The 17,686-nt window shown below is 40.5% G+C and carries 14 protein-coding genes; 2 read left to right on the forward strand and 12 right to left on the reverse strand.

Features of this window, described 5'->3' with window-relative positions; all coding sequences use genetic code 11:
- Positions 1-593: 593 nt before the first annotated feature.
- The 3 genes from IGI49_RS19015 to IGI49_RS19025 form a co-directional block, all read right to left on the reverse strand.
- Positions 594-1,832: a dicarboxylate/amino acid:cation symporter gene (locus IGI49_RS19015; protein ID WP_207701665.1), complete on the reverse strand. Its 1,239-nt coding sequence runs from the start codon at positions 1,830-1,832 to the stop codon at positions 594-596.
- 32 nt (positions 1,833-1,864) lie between these two features.
- Positions 1,865-3,112, reverse strand: coding sequence for an MFS transporter (locus tag IGI49_RS19020; protein ID WP_429965997.1), 1,248 nt, complete (start codon positions 3,110-3,112; stop codon positions 1,865-1,867).
- Between the two features lie 168 nt (positions 3,113-3,280).
- Entirely contained in the window at positions 3,281-4,492 is a 1,212-nt protein-coding gene (locus tag IGI49_RS19025) for a pyridoxal-phosphate-dependent aminotransferase family protein (protein ID WP_429965995.1), read from the reverse strand.
- 129 nt (positions 4,493-4,621) lie between these two features.
- Here IGI49_RS19025 and IGI49_RS19030 point away from each other — a divergent pair, with 129 nt between their 5' ends.
- Positions 4,622-6,241 (forward strand): PucR family transcriptional regulator, encoded by a 1,620-nt coding sequence (locus tag IGI49_RS19030; RefSeq protein ID WP_429965994.1) that lies wholly within the window; start codon positions 4,622-4,624, stop codon positions 6,239-6,241.
- Between the two features lie 117 nt (positions 6,242-6,358).
- Here the strand turns inward: IGI49_RS19030 and arcC are convergent, their stop codons facing one another.
- Genes arcC through allC form a run of 7 tightly spaced genes read right to left on the reverse strand, consistent with a single transcriptional unit; the run spans position 6,359 to position 14,318 of the window.
- Positions 6,359-7,297, reverse strand: coding sequence for a carbamate kinase (gene arcC / locus IGI49_RS19035; protein ID WP_429965992.1), 939 nt, complete (start codon positions 7,295-7,297; stop codon positions 6,359-6,361).
- Positions 7,287-8,144 (reverse strand): DUF2877 domain-containing protein, encoded by an 858-nt coding sequence (locus IGI49_RS19040; protein WP_429965991.1) that lies wholly within the window; start codon positions 8,142-8,144, stop codon positions 7,287-7,289. Before IGI49_RS19040 ends, arcC begins: the two co-directional genes overlap by 11 nt.
- 4 nt (positions 8,145-8,148) lie before the next feature.
- The gene (locus IGI49_RS19045) at positions 8,149-9,411 is read right to left on the reverse strand and encodes a DUF1116 domain-containing protein (protein WP_429965990.1); all 1,263 of its coding nucleotides are present in this window, start codon (positions 9,409-9,411) and stop codon (positions 8,149-8,151) included.
- Between the two features lie 11 nt (positions 9,412-9,422).
- Positions 9,423-11,180, reverse strand: coding sequence for an acyl-CoA synthetase FdrA (gene fdrA, locus IGI49_RS19050; RefSeq protein WP_429965989.1), 1,758 nt, complete (start codon positions 11,178-11,180; stop codon positions 9,423-9,425).
- Positions 11,181-11,199: 19 nt separating this feature from the next.
- The gene (allD, locus tag IGI49_RS19055; RefSeq protein ID WP_429965988.1) at positions 11,200-12,264 is read right to left on the reverse strand and encodes an ureidoglycolate dehydrogenase; all 1,065 of its coding nucleotides are present in this window, start codon (positions 12,262-12,264) and stop codon (positions 11,200-11,202) included.
- 21 nt (positions 12,265-12,285) lie between these two features.
- The gene (gene allE, locus IGI49_RS19060) at positions 12,286-13,071 is read right to left on the reverse strand and encodes a (S)-ureidoglycine aminohydrolase (protein ID WP_429965987.1); all 786 of its coding nucleotides are present in this window, start codon (positions 13,069-13,071) and stop codon (positions 12,286-12,288) included.
- 17 nt (positions 13,072-13,088) lie between these two features.
- Positions 13,089-14,318 carry an allantoate deiminase gene (allC, locus tag IGI49_RS19065; protein ID WP_429965986.1) on the reverse strand — a complete coding sequence of 410 codons (1,230 nt, stop codon included), beginning with the start codon at positions 14,316-14,318 and terminating at the stop codon, positions 13,089-13,091.
- Positions 14,319-14,463: 145 nt separating this feature from the next.
- On the opposite strand from allC, the gene IGI49_RS19070 reads away from it, so the two are divergent.
- Positions 14,464-15,282: an alpha/beta hydrolase gene (locus IGI49_RS19070; protein ID WP_429965985.1), complete on the forward strand. Its 819-nt coding sequence runs from the start codon at positions 14,464-14,466 to the stop codon at positions 15,280-15,282.
- A 266-nt stretch (positions 15,283-15,548) separates the two neighbouring features.
- Here the strand turns inward: IGI49_RS19070 and IGI49_RS19075 are convergent, their stop codons facing one another.
- Together IGI49_RS19075 and IGI49_RS19080 are read right to left on the reverse strand one after the other, a co-directional pair.
- On the reverse strand, positions 15,549-16,502 hold the full coding sequence (locus IGI49_RS19075) for an ABC transporter ATP-binding protein (RefSeq protein WP_429965984.1): 954 nt from the start codon (positions 16,500-16,502) through the stop codon (positions 15,549-15,551).
- 113 nt (positions 16,503-16,615) lie between these two features.
- Complete coding sequence (locus tag IGI49_RS19080; RefSeq protein WP_429965983.1) at positions 16,616-17,683, reverse strand: ABC transporter ATP-binding protein; 1,068 nt, start codon at positions 17,681-17,683, stop codon at positions 16,616-16,618.
- Between the last annotated feature and the right edge of the window lie 3 nt (positions 17,684-17,686).

A 17,686-nucleotide genomic window follows, 5' to 3' on the forward strand; every position in this document is an offset into this window, starting at 1 on the left:
CACTGTAAAGCCAAATCATCCAATGATTTAGCTCCTTGAGTTTTGGAATAGTTGCTGCAACTATTCATCTGTTATCTCAGCTTTACACTATTTTGCAGAAAACCATGTGATATATTTCACAATTTTTTTGAATCAATTTGGAACTCTCAGTTTATATGCTTCATCGTCCCCATTCTATTATCATTGTGGAGATTACTAACTAACTATGCTGCTACACCGTCTACCTCTAAATTAATTTATCTAATACACAAATTCTATTGTCCTAAGAATTTAGATATCTTTTTTGAAACAATTCTAAGAGCTCTCATTCCTTCTATTTACTAAATTGCTCGTTAGTAATAGCTTAATCAGCCTTAACGATTTTACTTAAGATCGCAGTGCTAAACAAATTTTAACTATATCCATCTTGATAAAATATTCACAATAGCTGAAAAACCTGTGTTTTTGTTTAGCTGTACCCTTTTCTATAATGCAAAGCTCTTGGCTACCTGCGAAATAATTTCCTCGGTCAGTTAGTAAGACAGTTGTATAATTTCTAAAAAAGACTCTTCCGAAGAAAAGTCTTTTCATAAATATCTCACTCATTTTTTGCTTTATTCAGTATAGCTTTTTTCGCCATTAAAAATGCCTCTATCTAATTCACCTTCATCATTTGCGATAATCAAGGCCACTAATACATCAATGTCTACATTTAACAGGGTTCGAAAAACGCCTGAAAACCAGTCAATCCCTGCTAACAAAGCTATACTTTCTGTTGGCAGTCCAAGCATAGGCATAACGGTTGCCAGCGCAACAAGTCCTCCACCTGGTACTACGACCGTTCCTAGACAAGCTAAAGTAGAAAGCAAAACGGCTTGTGTTAATTGTCCTAGTGTCAACTCAATTTGGAAAAATTGAGCGAAAGTGACAATTGACAATGATAAATACATTGCTAAACCATTACTATTTAGGCTCATTCCTAAGGGCATAACTAATTTATTAATGCGATCGCTTATTCCTAGCTTCTCACGTCCATCTTCTATCTTTACCGGTAATGAAACGGCTGAAGAGGTGGTTGTAACAGCAATCATGGTGATTCGCCAAATATTTTTCAATAAACGGCTAAAACTTACTTTGCAATAGAGTGTTGTAATCCCTAACCAAACAATTAAATACAGCACAGCAGCGGTACCCAATGTTAGCAGGAACTTCATTAAAGTGCCCAACACCCCCACACCAATTTCACCAACAACAGCAGCAATTAAAGCAAATATTCCGATTGGAGCCAATTGCATGATTAAAGTAACCATTTTCAAGATAACACTGTTGAAATTTGATACCCATTCCAACATCTGACGGCCTTTCACATCTTGTTTCACCAGACTAAGTGCTAATCCGAAAAACAGAGCAAATATAATCACTTGAATCATATTTGCTTCTGCCATTGCTGCAATAATATTTTGTGGGATAAAATCTAAAATAATTTCTTGCAGACTGCCATCATTAACGGTCAAACTGTCCACAGTACCTATTGTGCCTTTTAAACCAACACCAGGCTTAACTATCAGTCCGAAGATCACACCTATAACTGCCGCAACAATTGTTGACCCCATAAACCACACAAACATTTTGAAACCGATCTTACGCAATTCTTGAATTTCGAGGCCACCGACTGCTTCAATTACTGACCCCATAATCAAAATGACAACTGACATTTGGATTAGCCGCAGGAAAAGATCCCCCACTACCTTAATCCCAATGATGTTTTGTTGAAATATCGCTCCAGCGAGAATCCCCAATACCATTGCAGCCATAATTTGATTTGTTAAACTAACTTTTCGAAGCGTGCCCATAGCTATACCTCGTTTTCCCAATCAGTAGATACTTATTGTTCTCTGGCTTTTTTAAGGTTAGAAATCAAGAAAAGAATAGAGCCGACTACTAGAAGAAGCACAGCAATATAAAAGCCCATCACTTTGGAGCCTGTTGTATCTGAGATTGAACCAGTCAAGGTTGGTGCAATTACAGAAGACATCATTCCGAAGAAGTTGAACACTCCTAAGGTTGTGCCTATTCCCACAGTAGGGGCATTTTCACCTAACCAAGAAATAATAATCGGTTCAACCGCTAATTTTCCTAAAAAGCCATACATAATTAAGCCTACCATCAAGAAAGTGGAAGTTGATGCTTGGACAGTTATCAATAACATTGCTGCCGCTAAAAGCTCTAGAGTTACGATAAAACGTACTTTTTTATCCATAAATTTGTCTGCCAATCGGCTAAAAAATAGTGCTCCTGGAATTGACGCGAAAGCGACTAAGGAAGAAGAAAAACCGATGGCTGTTCCTTGAAATCCTCGTTCAGTACCCAAGAAATTAGGTAACCAAGTAACAGTCATATAGTAAGCATAACAAGTAGCAAAGTACAAAATATAAGTAAATAGCATTGCCGGTGTAAATAAAGTCTTCATAGAAACCGTTTCTTTAGGCTTCTCTGTTTTGGCTTCTTCTTTTGGCTGGTTAAAAGCAACATCATCTTTGTTTCCCCGGATAACTAAGCTAAATGCTGCTACCATCAGCAAACTTAATACAACGGAAATATACATCATAATCTGCCAAGGAAGTCCTAATTGAACCACCAAGTAGCTAGATAAGATCATGCCAAGACCTGAACCTACTGCTGAACCACTATTTACAATAGCTGTTGAAAAGCTTTTTTTCTCTGCTGGGATGTTTTGAGAGGTTAAGGAATATGCCGAACCATAAAAGGATCCGCAACCAATTCCTGCTAAGAAGCTGCCTAGATAAATCATTGAGATCCCTGAAGCTTGGGAGATAATAAATGCTGCTAAAGCAAAAAATAGAAATCCTGGAATAAGAACTTTTTTCTTCCCAATTTTATCTACTAAAAAACCAGCTGGAATTTGCATAATTACATAGCCCAAGAAATAAAAACTCGAAATTGACCCTAGAGCTGTGTCTGAAACATTCCCTCCTAATGATGCATTGATCTGCGGATAAACAGGTGATAAGGCTGAACGGTAGATCCAGATCGAAACCCAGCCAGAACATAGTAAAACGATTATCTTTTTCCAGTACTCCATACCAATTTTACGCTCTGTATTCGTTTCCATTCTTTTTTCCTCCATACATTTCGTCATTTATACTATTTTTTCGAACAGTGAAGATTGCTCCACTGTTCGATTTCATTGTAAGATTTATCAGCACGTTATACATTTGGCAGTTGCAACAAATGTGAATTTCTTTTTGTGCACTTTAAACAAATCTAACTTTGTGATTGGTTACACTTGATAAACTTTTAGCGCTGCATTTACTGCTTCACCAGCCTTGACAGAACCTCCACAATAAATGATTGCCGCTTCTAAAGCACCTAACACTTGCAAGACATTTTCTCTACGACTGCTGTAGCCCATATTTCCAATTCGCCATACTTTTCCTTTCAAATCACCAAAAGAAGATGCAATTTCAACATGGAAAACATCCAGCAACATTGAACGAACACCTTCTCCATCATCGACACCCTCAGGAATTAGAATAGGTGTGACTGTAGGCATTTTGGTATCCATATTTCCGAAAAAGCCCAATCCCATTGCTTCGATTCCAGCAACCAGCGCATCATTATTTAGTTGATGGCGAGCCCATACGTTTTCGATTCCTTCATTGATAACGGCTCTCAAACCCTCATGTAACGCATAGATCATGCTAGTCGCTTCCGTATGGTGATTAATTCTTTCAGAATTCCAATACCGCTGCAGCTGACTTAAGTCTAAGTAATTGCTGCTAATATGACGGTCGTTGCGTTCATCTTTGCTTAAACCTAATTCTTTTTGATAACGGCTATCTAGTACCGCTTCTACCCGTGAATTATAAGTAACTAATGACATTCCTGAAGGTACACTAATACACTTTTGAGTACCGCCAATCGCAATATCAACACACCAGTCATCTACAAAAATCGGTACACCGCCATAAGTTGCTACCATGTCAACTACAAAGAAAATATCGCGTTGACGACAAGCGGCACCTATTTTATCTAGTGGTTGCATTTGTCCATTTGCAGTCTCACCATGAACCATCGTCACAATTTTTGGATTGAACTCTTCAATAGCTTGAATAATTTCCTCTTGAGTAAAAGGACTATTCCAATCTTTCTCCAAATATTTGATTTCCGCCTTTGCCCGCTCACAGATTTCACCTAACAAATAAGCAAAGCGGCCATATGCAGGAATCAGTACTTTATCGCCAGGTTCAATCAGCGCAATTAGTGCTGCTTCCAATCCAGAACGAGATGTGCCATCAATAGCGAAAGCTTGCTGGTTTTTGGTCCCAAATGGAACCTTGATCATTTCTTTTACATTGTCCATGATAGTTAAAAACGCTGGATCAAATTGGCCTAGTATCGTCGAAGTCATTGCCTTTAATGCGTTGGGATGAGCTTCTACTGGACCGGGTGTCATAATGGTGCGACTTGGAATTACTAATTCTGAAAACATAGATGAATCTCCTCTTTCTTAATTATCTTTTGTTTGTTTTGCACAATTTTTGCTGAAAAATGGTAATTACTGCTAATTTTGTTGAGTTGCTTTCCCTCTTTCGTTATACTGCTTTTAAAGGAGGACGTTATGAAAACACTCGTTGATTTATTACAAATTCCCCGTTTTTCCGATTTGAAGCTATTAACGAATCCTAAATATGCGGAATTACCCGTCGAAAGTATTGAAATTAGTGAAACCCCAGATATTTCTTTTTATATTCCAGAACATATCCTGCTATTAACCACTGCAATGATCTATCAGGAGGATCAAACCAGAATGTTTGCTTTAATCGACTCCTTAAAGGAGAAGAAAGCGGCAGGTTTAGGTATCAAAGCTGGCCGCTTCCTTGATGAAATCGACCCCAAGGTGATCCAATACGCGGATAGTGTCCACTTTCCAATTGTGTTGGTTCCTACATCCATTCCTTTAGGCCGTCTGCTGCACCAATTGTTAAGCTTTTTGTGGGACAAGCAAACCGAGCAGCTGAGTTATGCGTTAGATATCCAGCGGCGTTTCTCCAATTTACTGGTAAATGATGTTAGTATTGCTCGCTTTATCGCAGATTTTGGACGATCAATCAATACGCCAGTGATTTTAGTTGATCCCTATAAGCAGGTGTATGCAGCTTCAAAACACTTTTCCAAGGCCTCAAAACCAGCAGAATTTTATATTGATCAATTGATATTCGGTCAGAAAAAAAGTGAGTCTGTACTGATTGAGGACCTGGATCAGAAAAAATTCCTTGTTTCCTATTTTTCAGTTGAAACAAATCACTATTTCCCTCATTCACTGGTTGTGTTGAATCCTGAAAAAATCCCTTACCCTGTTTCAAATTTTGCTTTGGAACAAGCTAGTTTAGTCTTGTCTTTTATGCTCTATAAAAATCAGAAGGTTCAGGAGTCTTATGATCTTTTAAAAACAGATTTTCTGACTCGAATGATTGAAATTCAACAAGCTCCCAACCAACATCCCCGTGATTGGTTAGATTTAGGTACCACATACGGACTAGTTAAGGCACGGCACTATCGTGTAGTCTATGCTTCCTGTAAGCAAAAAAATACCAGCGACTCTAAGATCAAATACCAAGAAGAGGTTAGCCAGCTAGGCTTTAAGTGGTTAAGCAGCAAGCTGAAACATCACATCAAGGATGTTAGTCTATTCAAGGTTAAAAATACCCAGCATTGTGTAGCGTTAATTCAGCATAAGCAAGAAAATCTGGAAAGCATCCTGCAAAATATTGCAGATGACTTAACTAAGAGACTTTCGATAGACCTGCAATTTGGTGTTGGAAATATCTATGGCACGATTGATGACGTTGCGAAATCCTATATCGAGGCTAAAACTGCTTATGAAGAGATGTCCTCTCTTTCGATTACTACTTCGATTTATCAATATCAGCAAAAAGGCATGCGCAGTCTATTTGAAAAAATTGGTCCCTCTGATATCGCTTATTTCTGTGAAATCACCTTGAAAGACTTAGCATATCCAAAGGAAGCTTCTTCGATTGAGTTGCGCAAAACCTTGAAATACTATCTTGATTTCAATTGCGAAATCGCTCGTACAGCGAAGGCTTTGTTTGTTCACCGCAATACTATCAAGTATCGCATTGATCAATGCAGCAATCTTATCGGAAAAAATATTCACGACCCGTCTGTGAGCCTAGATTTGAGATTGGCGCTTGACTTATCCGAAGAAAACAATCTGTGATTGGCTAGCTGAAGGATTTCCCTTCAGCTTTTTTAGTTCTAGCTGAAAAGAATACTCTCATCACGATCTTTATCAATTTTTCTGGAAATAACCCAAGGTACAAGAATTGCTGGATTTTTATCCAACAATTCTTGTACCTGCTTCACCTAATAATGCACGATCGGCCTCTTCTAGAGCACAAATGATCGCCGTCTTGCCTTGTCGGGCGAAGTTAATCGCGGCTTCAATTTTCGGCCCCATACTGCCATCAGCAAAATGCCCCTCATCGAAATGTTTTTGTGCGATTTCTGGAGTAATGGTCTCCAATTTTTTCTGATTGGGTTTGCCATAATTAATATATACATTGCTCACGTCTGTCAGCATCATGAAAACATCGGCGTCTAACTGTTCAGATAGTTTCTTCCCCGTACGATCTTTATCAATGACGGCTTCGATGCCGCTCAAAAAACCATTTTCTTTTCTTGAGACTGGGATTCCGCCGCCACCACCAGCTACAACAATCGTATTTTGGTTTAATAAATTTACAATGGCACTTACCCCGTGGATTGTTAGTGGCTGCGGTGAAGGGACCACACGTCGATACCCTCTTCCTGCATCCTCCATCATTGCCCAACCACGTTCTTTTTCCATCTGTTCGGCTTCTTCTTTTGAATAAAAGACTCCAATAGGCTTAGTTGGTTTTTGGAAAGCTTTGTCCTCAGGAGAAACTTCAACTTGTGTCAGTAAAGTTACAACTTCACTGGTCAACCCTTCTTCTTCAATTTTATTTTTAATTGTCTGCTCCATTAAATAGCCAATAAAGCCTTGTGATTCTGCGTTGCAGACATCTAATGGGAATGGTGGAACGATGTCCTTTGCTTCTTCATTTTGACGTAGAATGTTTCCGACCTGAGGGCCATTGCCATGTGTGACGACAATTTGATAATCTAATTTTTCAATTTTTGTCACCATTTCGGCGCTTGTTGTAATATTTTTTAGTTGTGCTTCTACCGTTTGTTCTTGACCCGGCTTCAAAATGGCATTCCCGCCAAGCGCAATGACTACTCTATTTGCCATGGTTCTCCTCCTTAAAAAAATGAATTGTACGTGTAAAACCTGCGAGAAAGTCAGCACCTGATGTGTGTCCGGTTGCTAAAACCGCTTGAATTCCTTTACTAATTTGTCCCGCGTTACTTCCGAACTCAGTGATTAGTTGTAAAACTGATTGGTTGAAACGCTGATCAATACTACATAACAGATAGTGTTTACTGACATCTGTCGTTAAATCAGTGACGGCCATTATTTTATTACGCAGGTAACGTTCCAGCTTTTGGTTTCGACGGCCTAACAATAGGCGCGCAGCTAAATGACCAATAATCATATCATCACCTGTCGGCGTTAGTCCCGGACCACGGCCGATTAAGAACTGAAGTCCACTTCGCTGCACTGAAAATTTATCTGTACACAATCGATCAATAGCTTGAACAAAGTCATTGAATTGGGTAAACACTGCTGCTAAAGGTTCGTGGTTTCCGGTCTCTTTCTTTACTTTCTTGATCTCCGACACATACCTGTCCCAAACTGCATCCGTTCTATCAGCAGATAGTTCTTTTTGGAAAGATTGATAGGTACGAGTGGTCAACAGTAAGTGGCGCTGAGGAAACTTCACGCGTAGCCCTTGAATCAGCAAGCAATCATCAACTTGAACTTCTGCTGCTAATTGCTTAAACTCATTCGGACTTAGATAGATTCCATTAGGTACATGAATCTTCTGATCGGAGGCAATAACGGCCAGGTGCTGTCTTGTCTCATCCTGAATATTAAAGCTGTGTGTAAATTTACTGTGTACCCGCCAGTGCCGCTTAGCAAGTGAGTGATCAAAGATTTTCTGATCTAAACAACTTGTTTCTACCAGCACTGGCACGAGTCTATTCCTTGAATCCAAGCTTGTTTGCATAGGCCAAAACAGCTTTTTCAAAGCAGTCAATAGGAGGTGTTACGGTTCCTGCACCAATTTGTCCCAACCCAGCTTTTTTATTAGCAATTCCGGTATTGATAACTGGTAAAATTCCGGTTTCAACCACTTTTCTAGCATCAATTCCTAAGCAGATTCCTTTAAAGTCCCAAGTAGGTACTGAGAAATTCGGATTGCTGTCAATACAAATCTCAGTCATTTCATTGCTTGTATTTAAGGCATCGTAAAAACCACCTGAGCCAACAAAGCGGGTAACTGCCGGTGCAGCGATCATAGCCATTCCACCAACACCAAAGGTTTCAGTAATGGCGCTATCTCCCATATCAGTAGCTGCGTCTTCTTCACTAAAGCCTGAAAAATACAAGCCTTTTGGCGTATTTACTGGTCCAGTAAACCACTCATCTCCCATCCCGGCGATCCGAATACCAAACTCATGACCATTTCGGCACATTGCTGTAACAATCGTGCCTTCTTGAATTTGTCTCGCACCATCCATAACTGCTTTTGCTGAAGCCATCATGATATTAAGGAAAAATTGATCCGTGTCCGCTAAGAATTGAACAACCTCCAGTTTTTCTTTTTCAAAACCGTTTAGGGAAATGATAGCTGGTGCAACTTCTTTTAAGAAAGCTAGGGAAGCTGCAATATTTCGTTGGTGGAATTCATCCCCCATCGCAATTGCTTTAGCGACAAGAACGTTAATATTTAGGCCCCCGTTTATTGTTTTCAACGCGGCACTCAAAACCGGTGCTAACGTATCCTTCATCCAATGCAGACGAGAAATCACTTCCTCGGAATATGCACCAAAACGTAATACAGCGCCGATTCCTTCGTTCATCGTGCAATATGCCCGGTTGCCGTCTGTTTTGTTTTCTACAACCAATACTGCCATATTGGCAGAAGTAATTCCGCCCATCGGCCCTACTGCATTCACATGGTGACACGGGATTAATTTAACTTTGCCGGACTCTAGCAATGTACGGACATCATCTACGGTTTCACCCCAACCTTCAAATAGTGCGGCTCCGATACAAGCTCCTTGAATTGGATCGACCATTTGATCATAGCGGATGGGTGGGCCGGCATGCAGCAGAACCTTTTCTTCATTTAATTCCTTAATAACCGTTTTCGCAGGAACTACGTCCAATAAGAAAGGAGAACCGGCGACGATTTTAGCGGCTACTGCTTTATTTGCTTCATCAATTGTTTGGTACACTTTTTCTCCTCCTATCCTAATTCCACTTTATTTAAGAAATTCAACGCCTTTTGCAATGTAATATTGCCGCCAGCAATTGGCTGCCAGTCGAATTGAACCACCTGGCCATTATGACCTGTGATCGCTTCAGAGAAACTACGTAACCCAACATTAATGAAGGAACTATTTGTTAATAAATTCAGCATAGCTTCAGACGGCATGTCGGTTGTCTTTGATCCAGCTTTTTTAGCTAAGACCTTTCGCTCCGGCAAAGTGACGGGATGTCCCAGCATAGTTAGAGCTGATTTAACTGCCTGAGCATTACTATGGCACAAAATTACGCCAGCATCTTCTAGAATGGCAGCTTGTTCGTCTATATTTTGCGGATCTTCGTCTGTCCCAACGATGGTAGCAATCACGGCTAACTCTCGACCATCTCTTTGCGCCTTTTCCTTAATTGCTTTGATGGTTGGTGCTAATTCTCGGGCCATATTTTCATGAGATCCATAACCCAATACATCATCTAATAAGATAACTGCAGTCGTTTCTTCATCCGCAGCTGCGGCTAACATTTCTTCACGTTTCGTTGGATCAATCATCGGGTGTGGTTTCCCCTGAGTGTAAATGTCGTCCCCTAGGTCTAAAATTTCATGGGCACCTGCTTTTAAAATATAACCATCTTCATTAGGCTGATCTTCCTCTAAGCCTAACCCTTGTTTTATCAGCATTGCTGCTTCATAGGCCAATGTGCCACCTGAATACAGACCTTTAATCCCTGTTTGTCCAGTTTTAAATTGATATTCCGGAACCATCAGGGTCTCACGATTCGGTTCTACTTTTTGATCATTCATTAATTGAACTGCGATTTCTGCAGCTTCTTCTAAAGTATAAGCGCGGTAAAGATTCTCTTCATGATCGGTTGGTTCTTCCCCTAGAAAAATCGTTACTACTGGTTTGGTAGATTCTCTTAACAAATTGAGTACTTCGTCTCTTACATTTGGTGCAGGCGGCTTGGAGATCACGACAATTACCTTAGTATTTGGATCACTTTCTAAAGTCATCACACTGTCCTTCAGAGTAATTCCACCAACTTCAGCCTTCAAATCGCGGCCACCCGTTCCGATAGCGTTTGTCACACCGCCGCCTAACTTATGAATCAACGTGGTCACTTCCTGAATACCTGTTCCAGATGCCCCAACGACACCAATACTCCCTTTGCGAATCGCATTGGTGAAAGCTACTGGGATACCATTGATGATTCCCGTTCCACAATCCGGACCCATTAGTAACAGCCCCTTGTCATGAGCCAGCTTTTTCAAGCGGACCTCATCTTCTAGAGGGATATTGTCGCTAAAGCAAAAGACGTGTTTATTTTCTTTCAATGCATGCTCAATTTCTAAAGCTGCATGGGCACCTGGAATGGAGAAGATTACCACATTGGCATCTTTCCCCAGAGTTAATGCTTTATCCCAAGTTTTCACAGTCTCAGTTCCCTTGTCGCTGCCGCCCTTGCTTTTTTCTTTCAAATATTCATCGACTACTGTCAATATTTCTTTGATTAGCTGCTCATCTTTTTTAGTAATATCTAACACGATCGCCATGTCATTTGACGAAGCTTTTTCTAGTTCGCTGGTATGCAATCCACCTGCTTTAAGAATATCTTTGTTAGCAGGAGTACCCATCATTACGGAGGCTTTTTTAACGCCGGCAATCGTATTTAATTGATTGGTCAACAGCATAAGTACAATTGAATCTTGATAACTATTTTTCTGAATAATTGTGTATAACAATTTCTTTCCTCACTTTCTGCTAACTCGTTGCAAAACTTCCTGTACCGCCATATTGATTAAAGTGTACGGTGTCACTTTCCAAATAATCCATAATCTTTTTAGTGACTGGAATCCCCTCAGCCATATAGGTATCATATTTTATCTGATTCGTTTCTCCTGGATAATAAACTTGCTGAAAGCCGATAGCCGGGGCAATCGTATGCAGCTCCTCTACCATCGTTTCGACACTGTGCTTGAAGCTAGGTAAATCAGTAAAACGGGTTGGATCAATTAGTATAAATAGTTGACCTAGATTTCTTTTTTCTGTTAAATCACTGTACATTGAGGAAACATTTTTACCAAATGGCAATCCCAATAACATACCCGAAAGGACGTCCACCATCATCATTAGACCGAAACCTTTTGGCCCAGCTAATGGAAGTAATCCATGGACATCATGCGGATTAGTTGTTGGATGCCCTTCACTATCTACTGCCCAATTATCAGGAATATCCTGATTTTTAGAACGGGCATCGAGTATCTTGCCCCAAGCTTGAACGGTTGTCGCCATGTCAAAAACAACAGGCGCTCCATTTTCTCTTGGTACAGCAAAAGCAATTGGGTTGGTACCAAAATAATTTTCTGAACCCCCGAAAGGTACGACCATAGGATCAGATTGACACATGGAAATCGCAATCAAATTTTCCTCGGCTGCTCTTTTAACATAGTAAGAAAGTGCACCAGAGTGACTCATGCGTTTGACACCAACAATTGCAGCTCCAGATTCCTTTGCCATATCCATTGCGTAGTCTAATCCTCTTAATGCAACATATTGACCAACACCGTTGTCGCCATGCACAATCCCCGTACTTTCCCCGGTTTTTTCAAAGGTGATTTCTGGATCAATGGTCACGCCACCTTTTGAGATACGCTCGGCATAATAATCCACACGGACTGCTCCATGCGAATGAATACCGCAGGCATCGGCAAAGACCAGATGCTTTGCAACTGTATCAGCCTGTTCTTTTCTTAGACCTGCCTTGATTAATTTTTCTTGAATCAATTCATGCAATCTTGCAGGCTGAACTTTGATTGTCTCTTCCATCTCACAAACTACTTCCTTTTCTTAAATTTCAGGTTCGCGGTTACAATCTTTTGAATAGACATACGCTAACGGCTCATCTCGACCCACTGCATAAGCTGCTTGATGCACATATGCACTCATAAAAATATAATCGCCCTTTTCCACTGGCAACCATTCATTGTCTAAATTGTACATTCCCTTGCCTGAAAGCAAATAAGCCCCATGTTCCTGATAATGCGTTTCAATATATCCGTGACTTGCTCCAGGCTCAAAGGATAAAATATGGAAATTCATGTCGAAGCATAAATCCTTTGGCAGAAAATCCCAAAGCAAAACGTCCGTCATGCCTTCATATTGAATAGGTTCAATCTCATTGATATTGCCAACTACTTTATAGGCTTCCTGTCCCTTGATTGGTTGGTAACGCTTTTTATATAGGAAGAATTCCGTCTTTTCTTCTTGAGCATTTTCCAAATACATTAATACACCTGCTGGCAAATATACAAAACCACCAGTGGTCACTTCATGTGTTTCTTCCCCATCACCTACGGTTAATTTTCCGTCGATTACATATACTAAGGTTTCAACACCTTCTCCGCCGAAGCCTTGAGTATTTTTACCGTCTTTTTGAAAGGTCATAATAAAATCGACGAAATTTGCACCTAATTTTTTTGAGCCTAAAATGGAGCAATCACAGTTTTCAAAACCAGGAATTACGTTATTGACTAGTCCTTCATGAGGCAATACGGCATAATTATTCTTCTTGATCACAGCCCTTGATTCTAAAAGTCCGTCAACATACCCAATATTGTTATTCTTGTAACCCACACACGTTACCTTCTTTCCTACTCTTTATATGCTAATTCGTACAACGCTTCTGTCAGGATATCTACCCCTGCAACTAGATCTTCTAAGTTTGTTGCTTCCGCTGGGTTGTGGCTAATCCCATTAATACTTGGAACAAATATCATGGCACTTGGGTAATGAGGAGCAATGACTTGTGAATCATGACCGGCACCACTGTGCATCACTTTATACTTCATATTTTTGTTTTTAGCAGCTTGCTCTACCTTTGCAACAATTGATTCATCCATTGGTACGGGACTTTCATCCATCCATAAATCAATTTCTAATTCCAAGCCGTGCTCTTTAGCAACCTCTTTCATAAACGCTTCTGCTTCAGCAGCGAATTTATTCAATGCCCCTGCATCTGTATGTCGGCAGTCCATCGTGAATAAAACTTCGCCAGGGACTACGTTGACAGTGTTTGGTTTTGGTTCTACTTTTCCGAAGGTAACTACTAACGGATCCCCTTCAGCTAAAGCACGATCAATTACACCTGAACAGATTTTTGAGAAGCCATACACTGCATCATGTCGGTAGCCCATTGGAGTCGTTCCTGCATGGTTCGCTTCTCCCTTCAGTTGGAAAGTATAGCGCTTTTGGCCAGCGATGTTATTCACTACACCAACTTGAAACTTTTCCATTTCTAGTACGTTTCCTTGTTCAATATGAATTTCAACAAACGCTTCAATATCATCACGCCGGACCTTGTCCTCAGACGCGAAATCAAAGCCTTGACGATGCATTTCTTCTACAAATTTTATGCCATTGGAATCCTCAATAGTTGCTACTTGTTCTTTTGAGGCTTCACAAACGAAATTCTTACTTCCCCAAAACACAGTTGGAAAACGGCTGCCTTCTTCTTCAGCCATCGAAATGACTTCTAAAGAACGTAACGGTTGTCCGTGTGTTTCTAAAAGTTGTTGAACAGCCAAATAAGCTGCTATCACACCATATTGTCCATCAAGGGTTCCGCCGTTAACAACGGTATCGATATGTGAGCCTGAGAGGATGGTTTTTGAGGGATATTTTGTTCCTTCTACTCGACCAAATAAATTCCCAATTTCATCGAAAGAGGTTTCAAGTCCAATTTCTTTCATTCTTCCTTCAACGAATTTTTGGGCCTCCAGCCAAGAATCTGAATAAAGCAAACGTGTCATACCACCAGTTGGATCACTTCCTATTTTCGATAAAGCGCTGATATTCTCTTCTAATCGTTTTTCTAAAGCCATTTCTAAATCCTCCTTTAGGTTGTTAAAGTAATTGTAATGTCTGTAAGCAGTCGATTCATTGTTCATAAGTGACAAATATGCACCTTCATTTGTGCTGAATAACCATAAATGATTGCGTATAATGAGAGTAGAAAGAAGGAATTCTATGAAATCGCAACATTTTGTGTACAAACGACTGGGTGATTTAGTCTTAGAGATGACTTTTTATCCTCAACAGGCAGAGAGTATGAGAGAAACTACCATTCTTTATTTCCACGGTGGCGGTTTTCTGTTTGGGCAGCGTGATGATTTACCCTACATTAATCAACTAGTGGAAAACGGCATCAATGTGCTGACAATTGATTATCCTTTAGCACCAGAAACTGCTTTAAGCGAAATTGTTTCCTGTCTAGAGGACGCAGTGGACTGGTTCTTAACTCATTTTGAAGATGAACTACAGCTGAGAACTTCTAATTTTTTTCTCTTCGGACGATCTGCTGGAGGATATTTAGCTTCCATTTTAACCACCAATAGGTACAAGGAGCAACTAGGTTTGGTTCGCTTTTATGGCTACCATGATTTTAAACATGCCTGCTTTACTTTGCCGAGTCCCTTTTATGGTCGTTATCCTAAAGTTCCACCAATGGATGCTCAAAAAATTATCAGTAAAGGCAATTCAGAGGAACGCTTCCTTTTGTATTTATCGGCTCGTCAATATGGTAACTGGCTTAGCTATCTAGGAAGTATGACTGAAAAATTGGTGGTCGAAGAAGAACAATTAAAGGAGTTTCCTCCAACCCTCTGTGTCCATTGCAGCCAAGATCCTGATGTACCTGTCGAAGCTTCCCGCCAGCTAGCAAAATCTATTGTGTCCTCAACCTATATTGAAATAGCCGCTGATGTCCATGATTTCGATCGAGAACAAAATCCTCAAAGTGATGACGTTTATGAACGATTAGTAACCTGGTTGAAAAAACATAATTAAAGATATTGATAGACATAAAAATTCGCTGAAATGAGTCTCCTCACTTCAGCGAATGCTTTTCTTATTTTTATATACAACTTTCTTATCCTCTAAATAAGAGACCTCTGGCTGACTATCTTTGAAACATACTCAATTAGACTTTTTTTACTTTTAATTCAATCTCAGTTGATTTAGTACCTATCGCAAAATAATAGCGCATAAAAAAACTGGTTGAATTCCTCAAAAAAGACCAAAAGCACTTAACAGGCTTTTGGTCTTTTTAACAGTCAGCTTGCTGCTTGAACGGCAGCTTTTTTCTTTTGCAGTTTTTTCGCAAAATAAGGAACTTCTTCTGCAGAGGTATAAACGAAATGGCCTGGAGCTACCTCTCTCAGCTCCCTCTGCTGATTATCTCGGGGATCACTTTGATAAGTAATTCGTTGCCGTTGTCGTTCATAAGCTGGATCAGGTAAAGGAATGGCTGACAGCAAGCTTTCGGTATAGGGATGAACACCATAGCGATAAATATCTTCACTGCTGCCCATTTCCAGCAAATGCCCATTGTACATTACACCAATGCGATCGCTTATATGCTTCACCATCGACAGATCATGGGCGATAAACAAATAAGTGAGTCCATGGGATTTTTGCAAATCTTGCAGCAAATTGACTACCTGTGCTTGGATCGATACATCCAAGGCCGAAATAGGTTCGTCACAAACAATAAAACGCGGATCTACAGCTAACGCCCGCGCAATCCCAATACGCTGTCGTTGCCCACCAGAAAATTCATGAGGATAGCGGGAGCTGTGACTGGGATTCAGGCCCACCGTCTCCAACAACTGATTTACCCGCTGGCCTCTCTCCTGTTTTGATTGGACCAGGCGGTTTACGTCCAACCCTTCGGCAATAATATCTTTCACCTTCATCCGAGGATTCAGTGAAGCATGGGGATCTTGAAAGATCATTTGAACATCTTTTCTAAAAGCAGTTTCCGCTTTTTTGCCTTTGATTTTGGTAACATCGTGTCCGTCGTAGATAATCTCTCCACTCGTTGGCTGATTTAGTCGTAAAATAGTACGGCCTGTAGTCGATTTGCCGCTGCCGGATTCGCCAACCAAACCGAATGTTTCTCCTTCATTAATATGAAAGCTGACATCATTGACAGCTTTAACTTCATTTTTCCTTCCTATATTAAAGGACTGCTTGAGGCCTTTGACTTCTAATAAGACTTTTGCCAACCCAATTCCTCCTAGTTAATATTACTGTAATCATTTTAACGTCGTATACTATTTTACTAAGCAACTTGCTCTGTCATTTATTGACATCTTTTGATTGTTCTATTGGTGAACGTTTAGTTACTGCGTAAAACAGAACTGACATCCTTTTGTGCGTGATTGATTTGAAACAATTCCCAGCGGCGTAAAATTTCCTGCGGCGGGGTAACTGTTGGTGCTTGCGGAGCCAACAGCCAGGTTGCAGCCTTATGGGTTTTTGATAATTCAAAAAAGGGTGGCTCCTCTTCGGTGTCAATTTTCAAAGCAAAAGGATTTCGGGGATAAAATGCATCTCCCTTAGGCGGGTCTAATAAATCCGGTGGTGAACCAGGAATGGCAAATAATCGTTCATTCGCATCATCCAAGGTCGGCATCGAGCCTAATAATCCCCATGTATAAGGATGCTGAGGATTGTAGAAAATTTCCTCTGCGGTTCCCACTTCGACAATTTTTCCAGCGTACATGACTGCTACACGGTCAGCAACATTCGCCACCACACCTAGATCATGGGTGATAAAAATAATCGAGGTCTTCATCTTCGACTGAATATCCTTCAACAGCTCTAAAATCTGGGCTTGAATGGTCACATCCAAAGCAGTAGTCGGCTCATCTGCAATCAAAATTTCTGGGTAGCAGATTAAGGCAATCGCAATAACGATCCGTTGTCTCTGACCACCTGAGAATTGATGAGGATAGCTCTTCAAGCGGCTGGGAGCCTCAGGGATTCCCACTAGTTCAAGTAACTCAAGCGCAGCATTCATACTTGCCTTTTTCGAAACTTTCTTGTGCTTTCGCATTGATTCAGCAACCTGTTTGCCAATCGGCATAGTTGGGTCTAATGAAGTCATCGGGTCTTGAAAGATCATGGCAATTTCTTTGCCGCGAATTCCTCGCATTTCTTTTTCTGACTTTTTGACTAAATCTTCTCTTTTAAACAGAACTTCTCCACTGTCGATGTTGGCATTAGCCGACAAAAGCTGCATAATTGCTCGACTAGTAACTGATTTGCCGCTGCCAGACTCGCCAACAATCGCTAAGGTTTCCCCTTCATATAAATCAAGATCAACCCCGCGAATGGCCTTTACCTTGCCGGCATAAGTATCGAAGGAAATTGTCAAATTCTTCATTTCTAAAACTTTTTCCATGCT

It is taken from the genome of Enterococcus sp. AZ071, from assembly GCF_050499065.1.
Classification (GTDB): Bacteria; Bacillota; Bacilli; order Lactobacillales; family Enterococcaceae; genus Enterococcus_A; species Enterococcus_A ferrettii.

Bases quoted from the DNA above. Each gene is read 5' to 3' on its own strand.
- IGI49_RS19015 (WP_207701665.1), bottom strand. From the start codon at position 1,832: ATGGGCACGCTTCGAAAAGTTAGTTTAACAAATCAAATTATGGCTGCA.
- IGI49_RS19020 (WP_429965997.1), bottom strand. From the start codon at position 3,112: ATGGAAACGAATACAGAGCGTAAAATTGGTATGGAGTACTGGAAAAAG.
- IGI49_RS19025 (WP_429965995.1), bottom strand. From the start codon at position 4,492: ATGTTTTCAGAATTAGTAATTCCAAGTCGCACCATTATGACACCCGGT.
- IGI49_RS19030 (WP_429965994.1), top strand. From the start codon at position 4,622: ATGAAAACACTCGTTGATTTATTACAAATTCCCCGTTTTTCCGATTTG.
- arcC (WP_429965992.1), bottom strand. From the start codon at position 7,297: ATGGCAAATAGAGTAGTCATTGCGCTTGGCGGGAATGCCATTTTGAAG.
- allD (WP_429965988.1), bottom strand. From the start codon at position 12,264: ATGGAAGAGACAATCAAAGTTCAGCCTGCAAGATTGCATGAATTGATT.
- allC (WP_429965986.1), bottom strand. From the start codon at position 14,318: ATGGCTTTAGAAAAACGATTAGAAGAGAATATCAGCGCTTTATCGAAA.
- IGI49_RS19070 (WP_429965985.1), top strand. From the start codon at position 14,464: ATGAAATCGCAACATTTTGTGTACAAACGACTGGGTGATTTAGTCTTA.
- IGI49_RS19080 (WP_429965983.1), bottom strand. From the start codon at position 17,683: ATGGAAAAAGTTTTAGAAATGAAGAATTTGACAATTTCCTTCGATACT.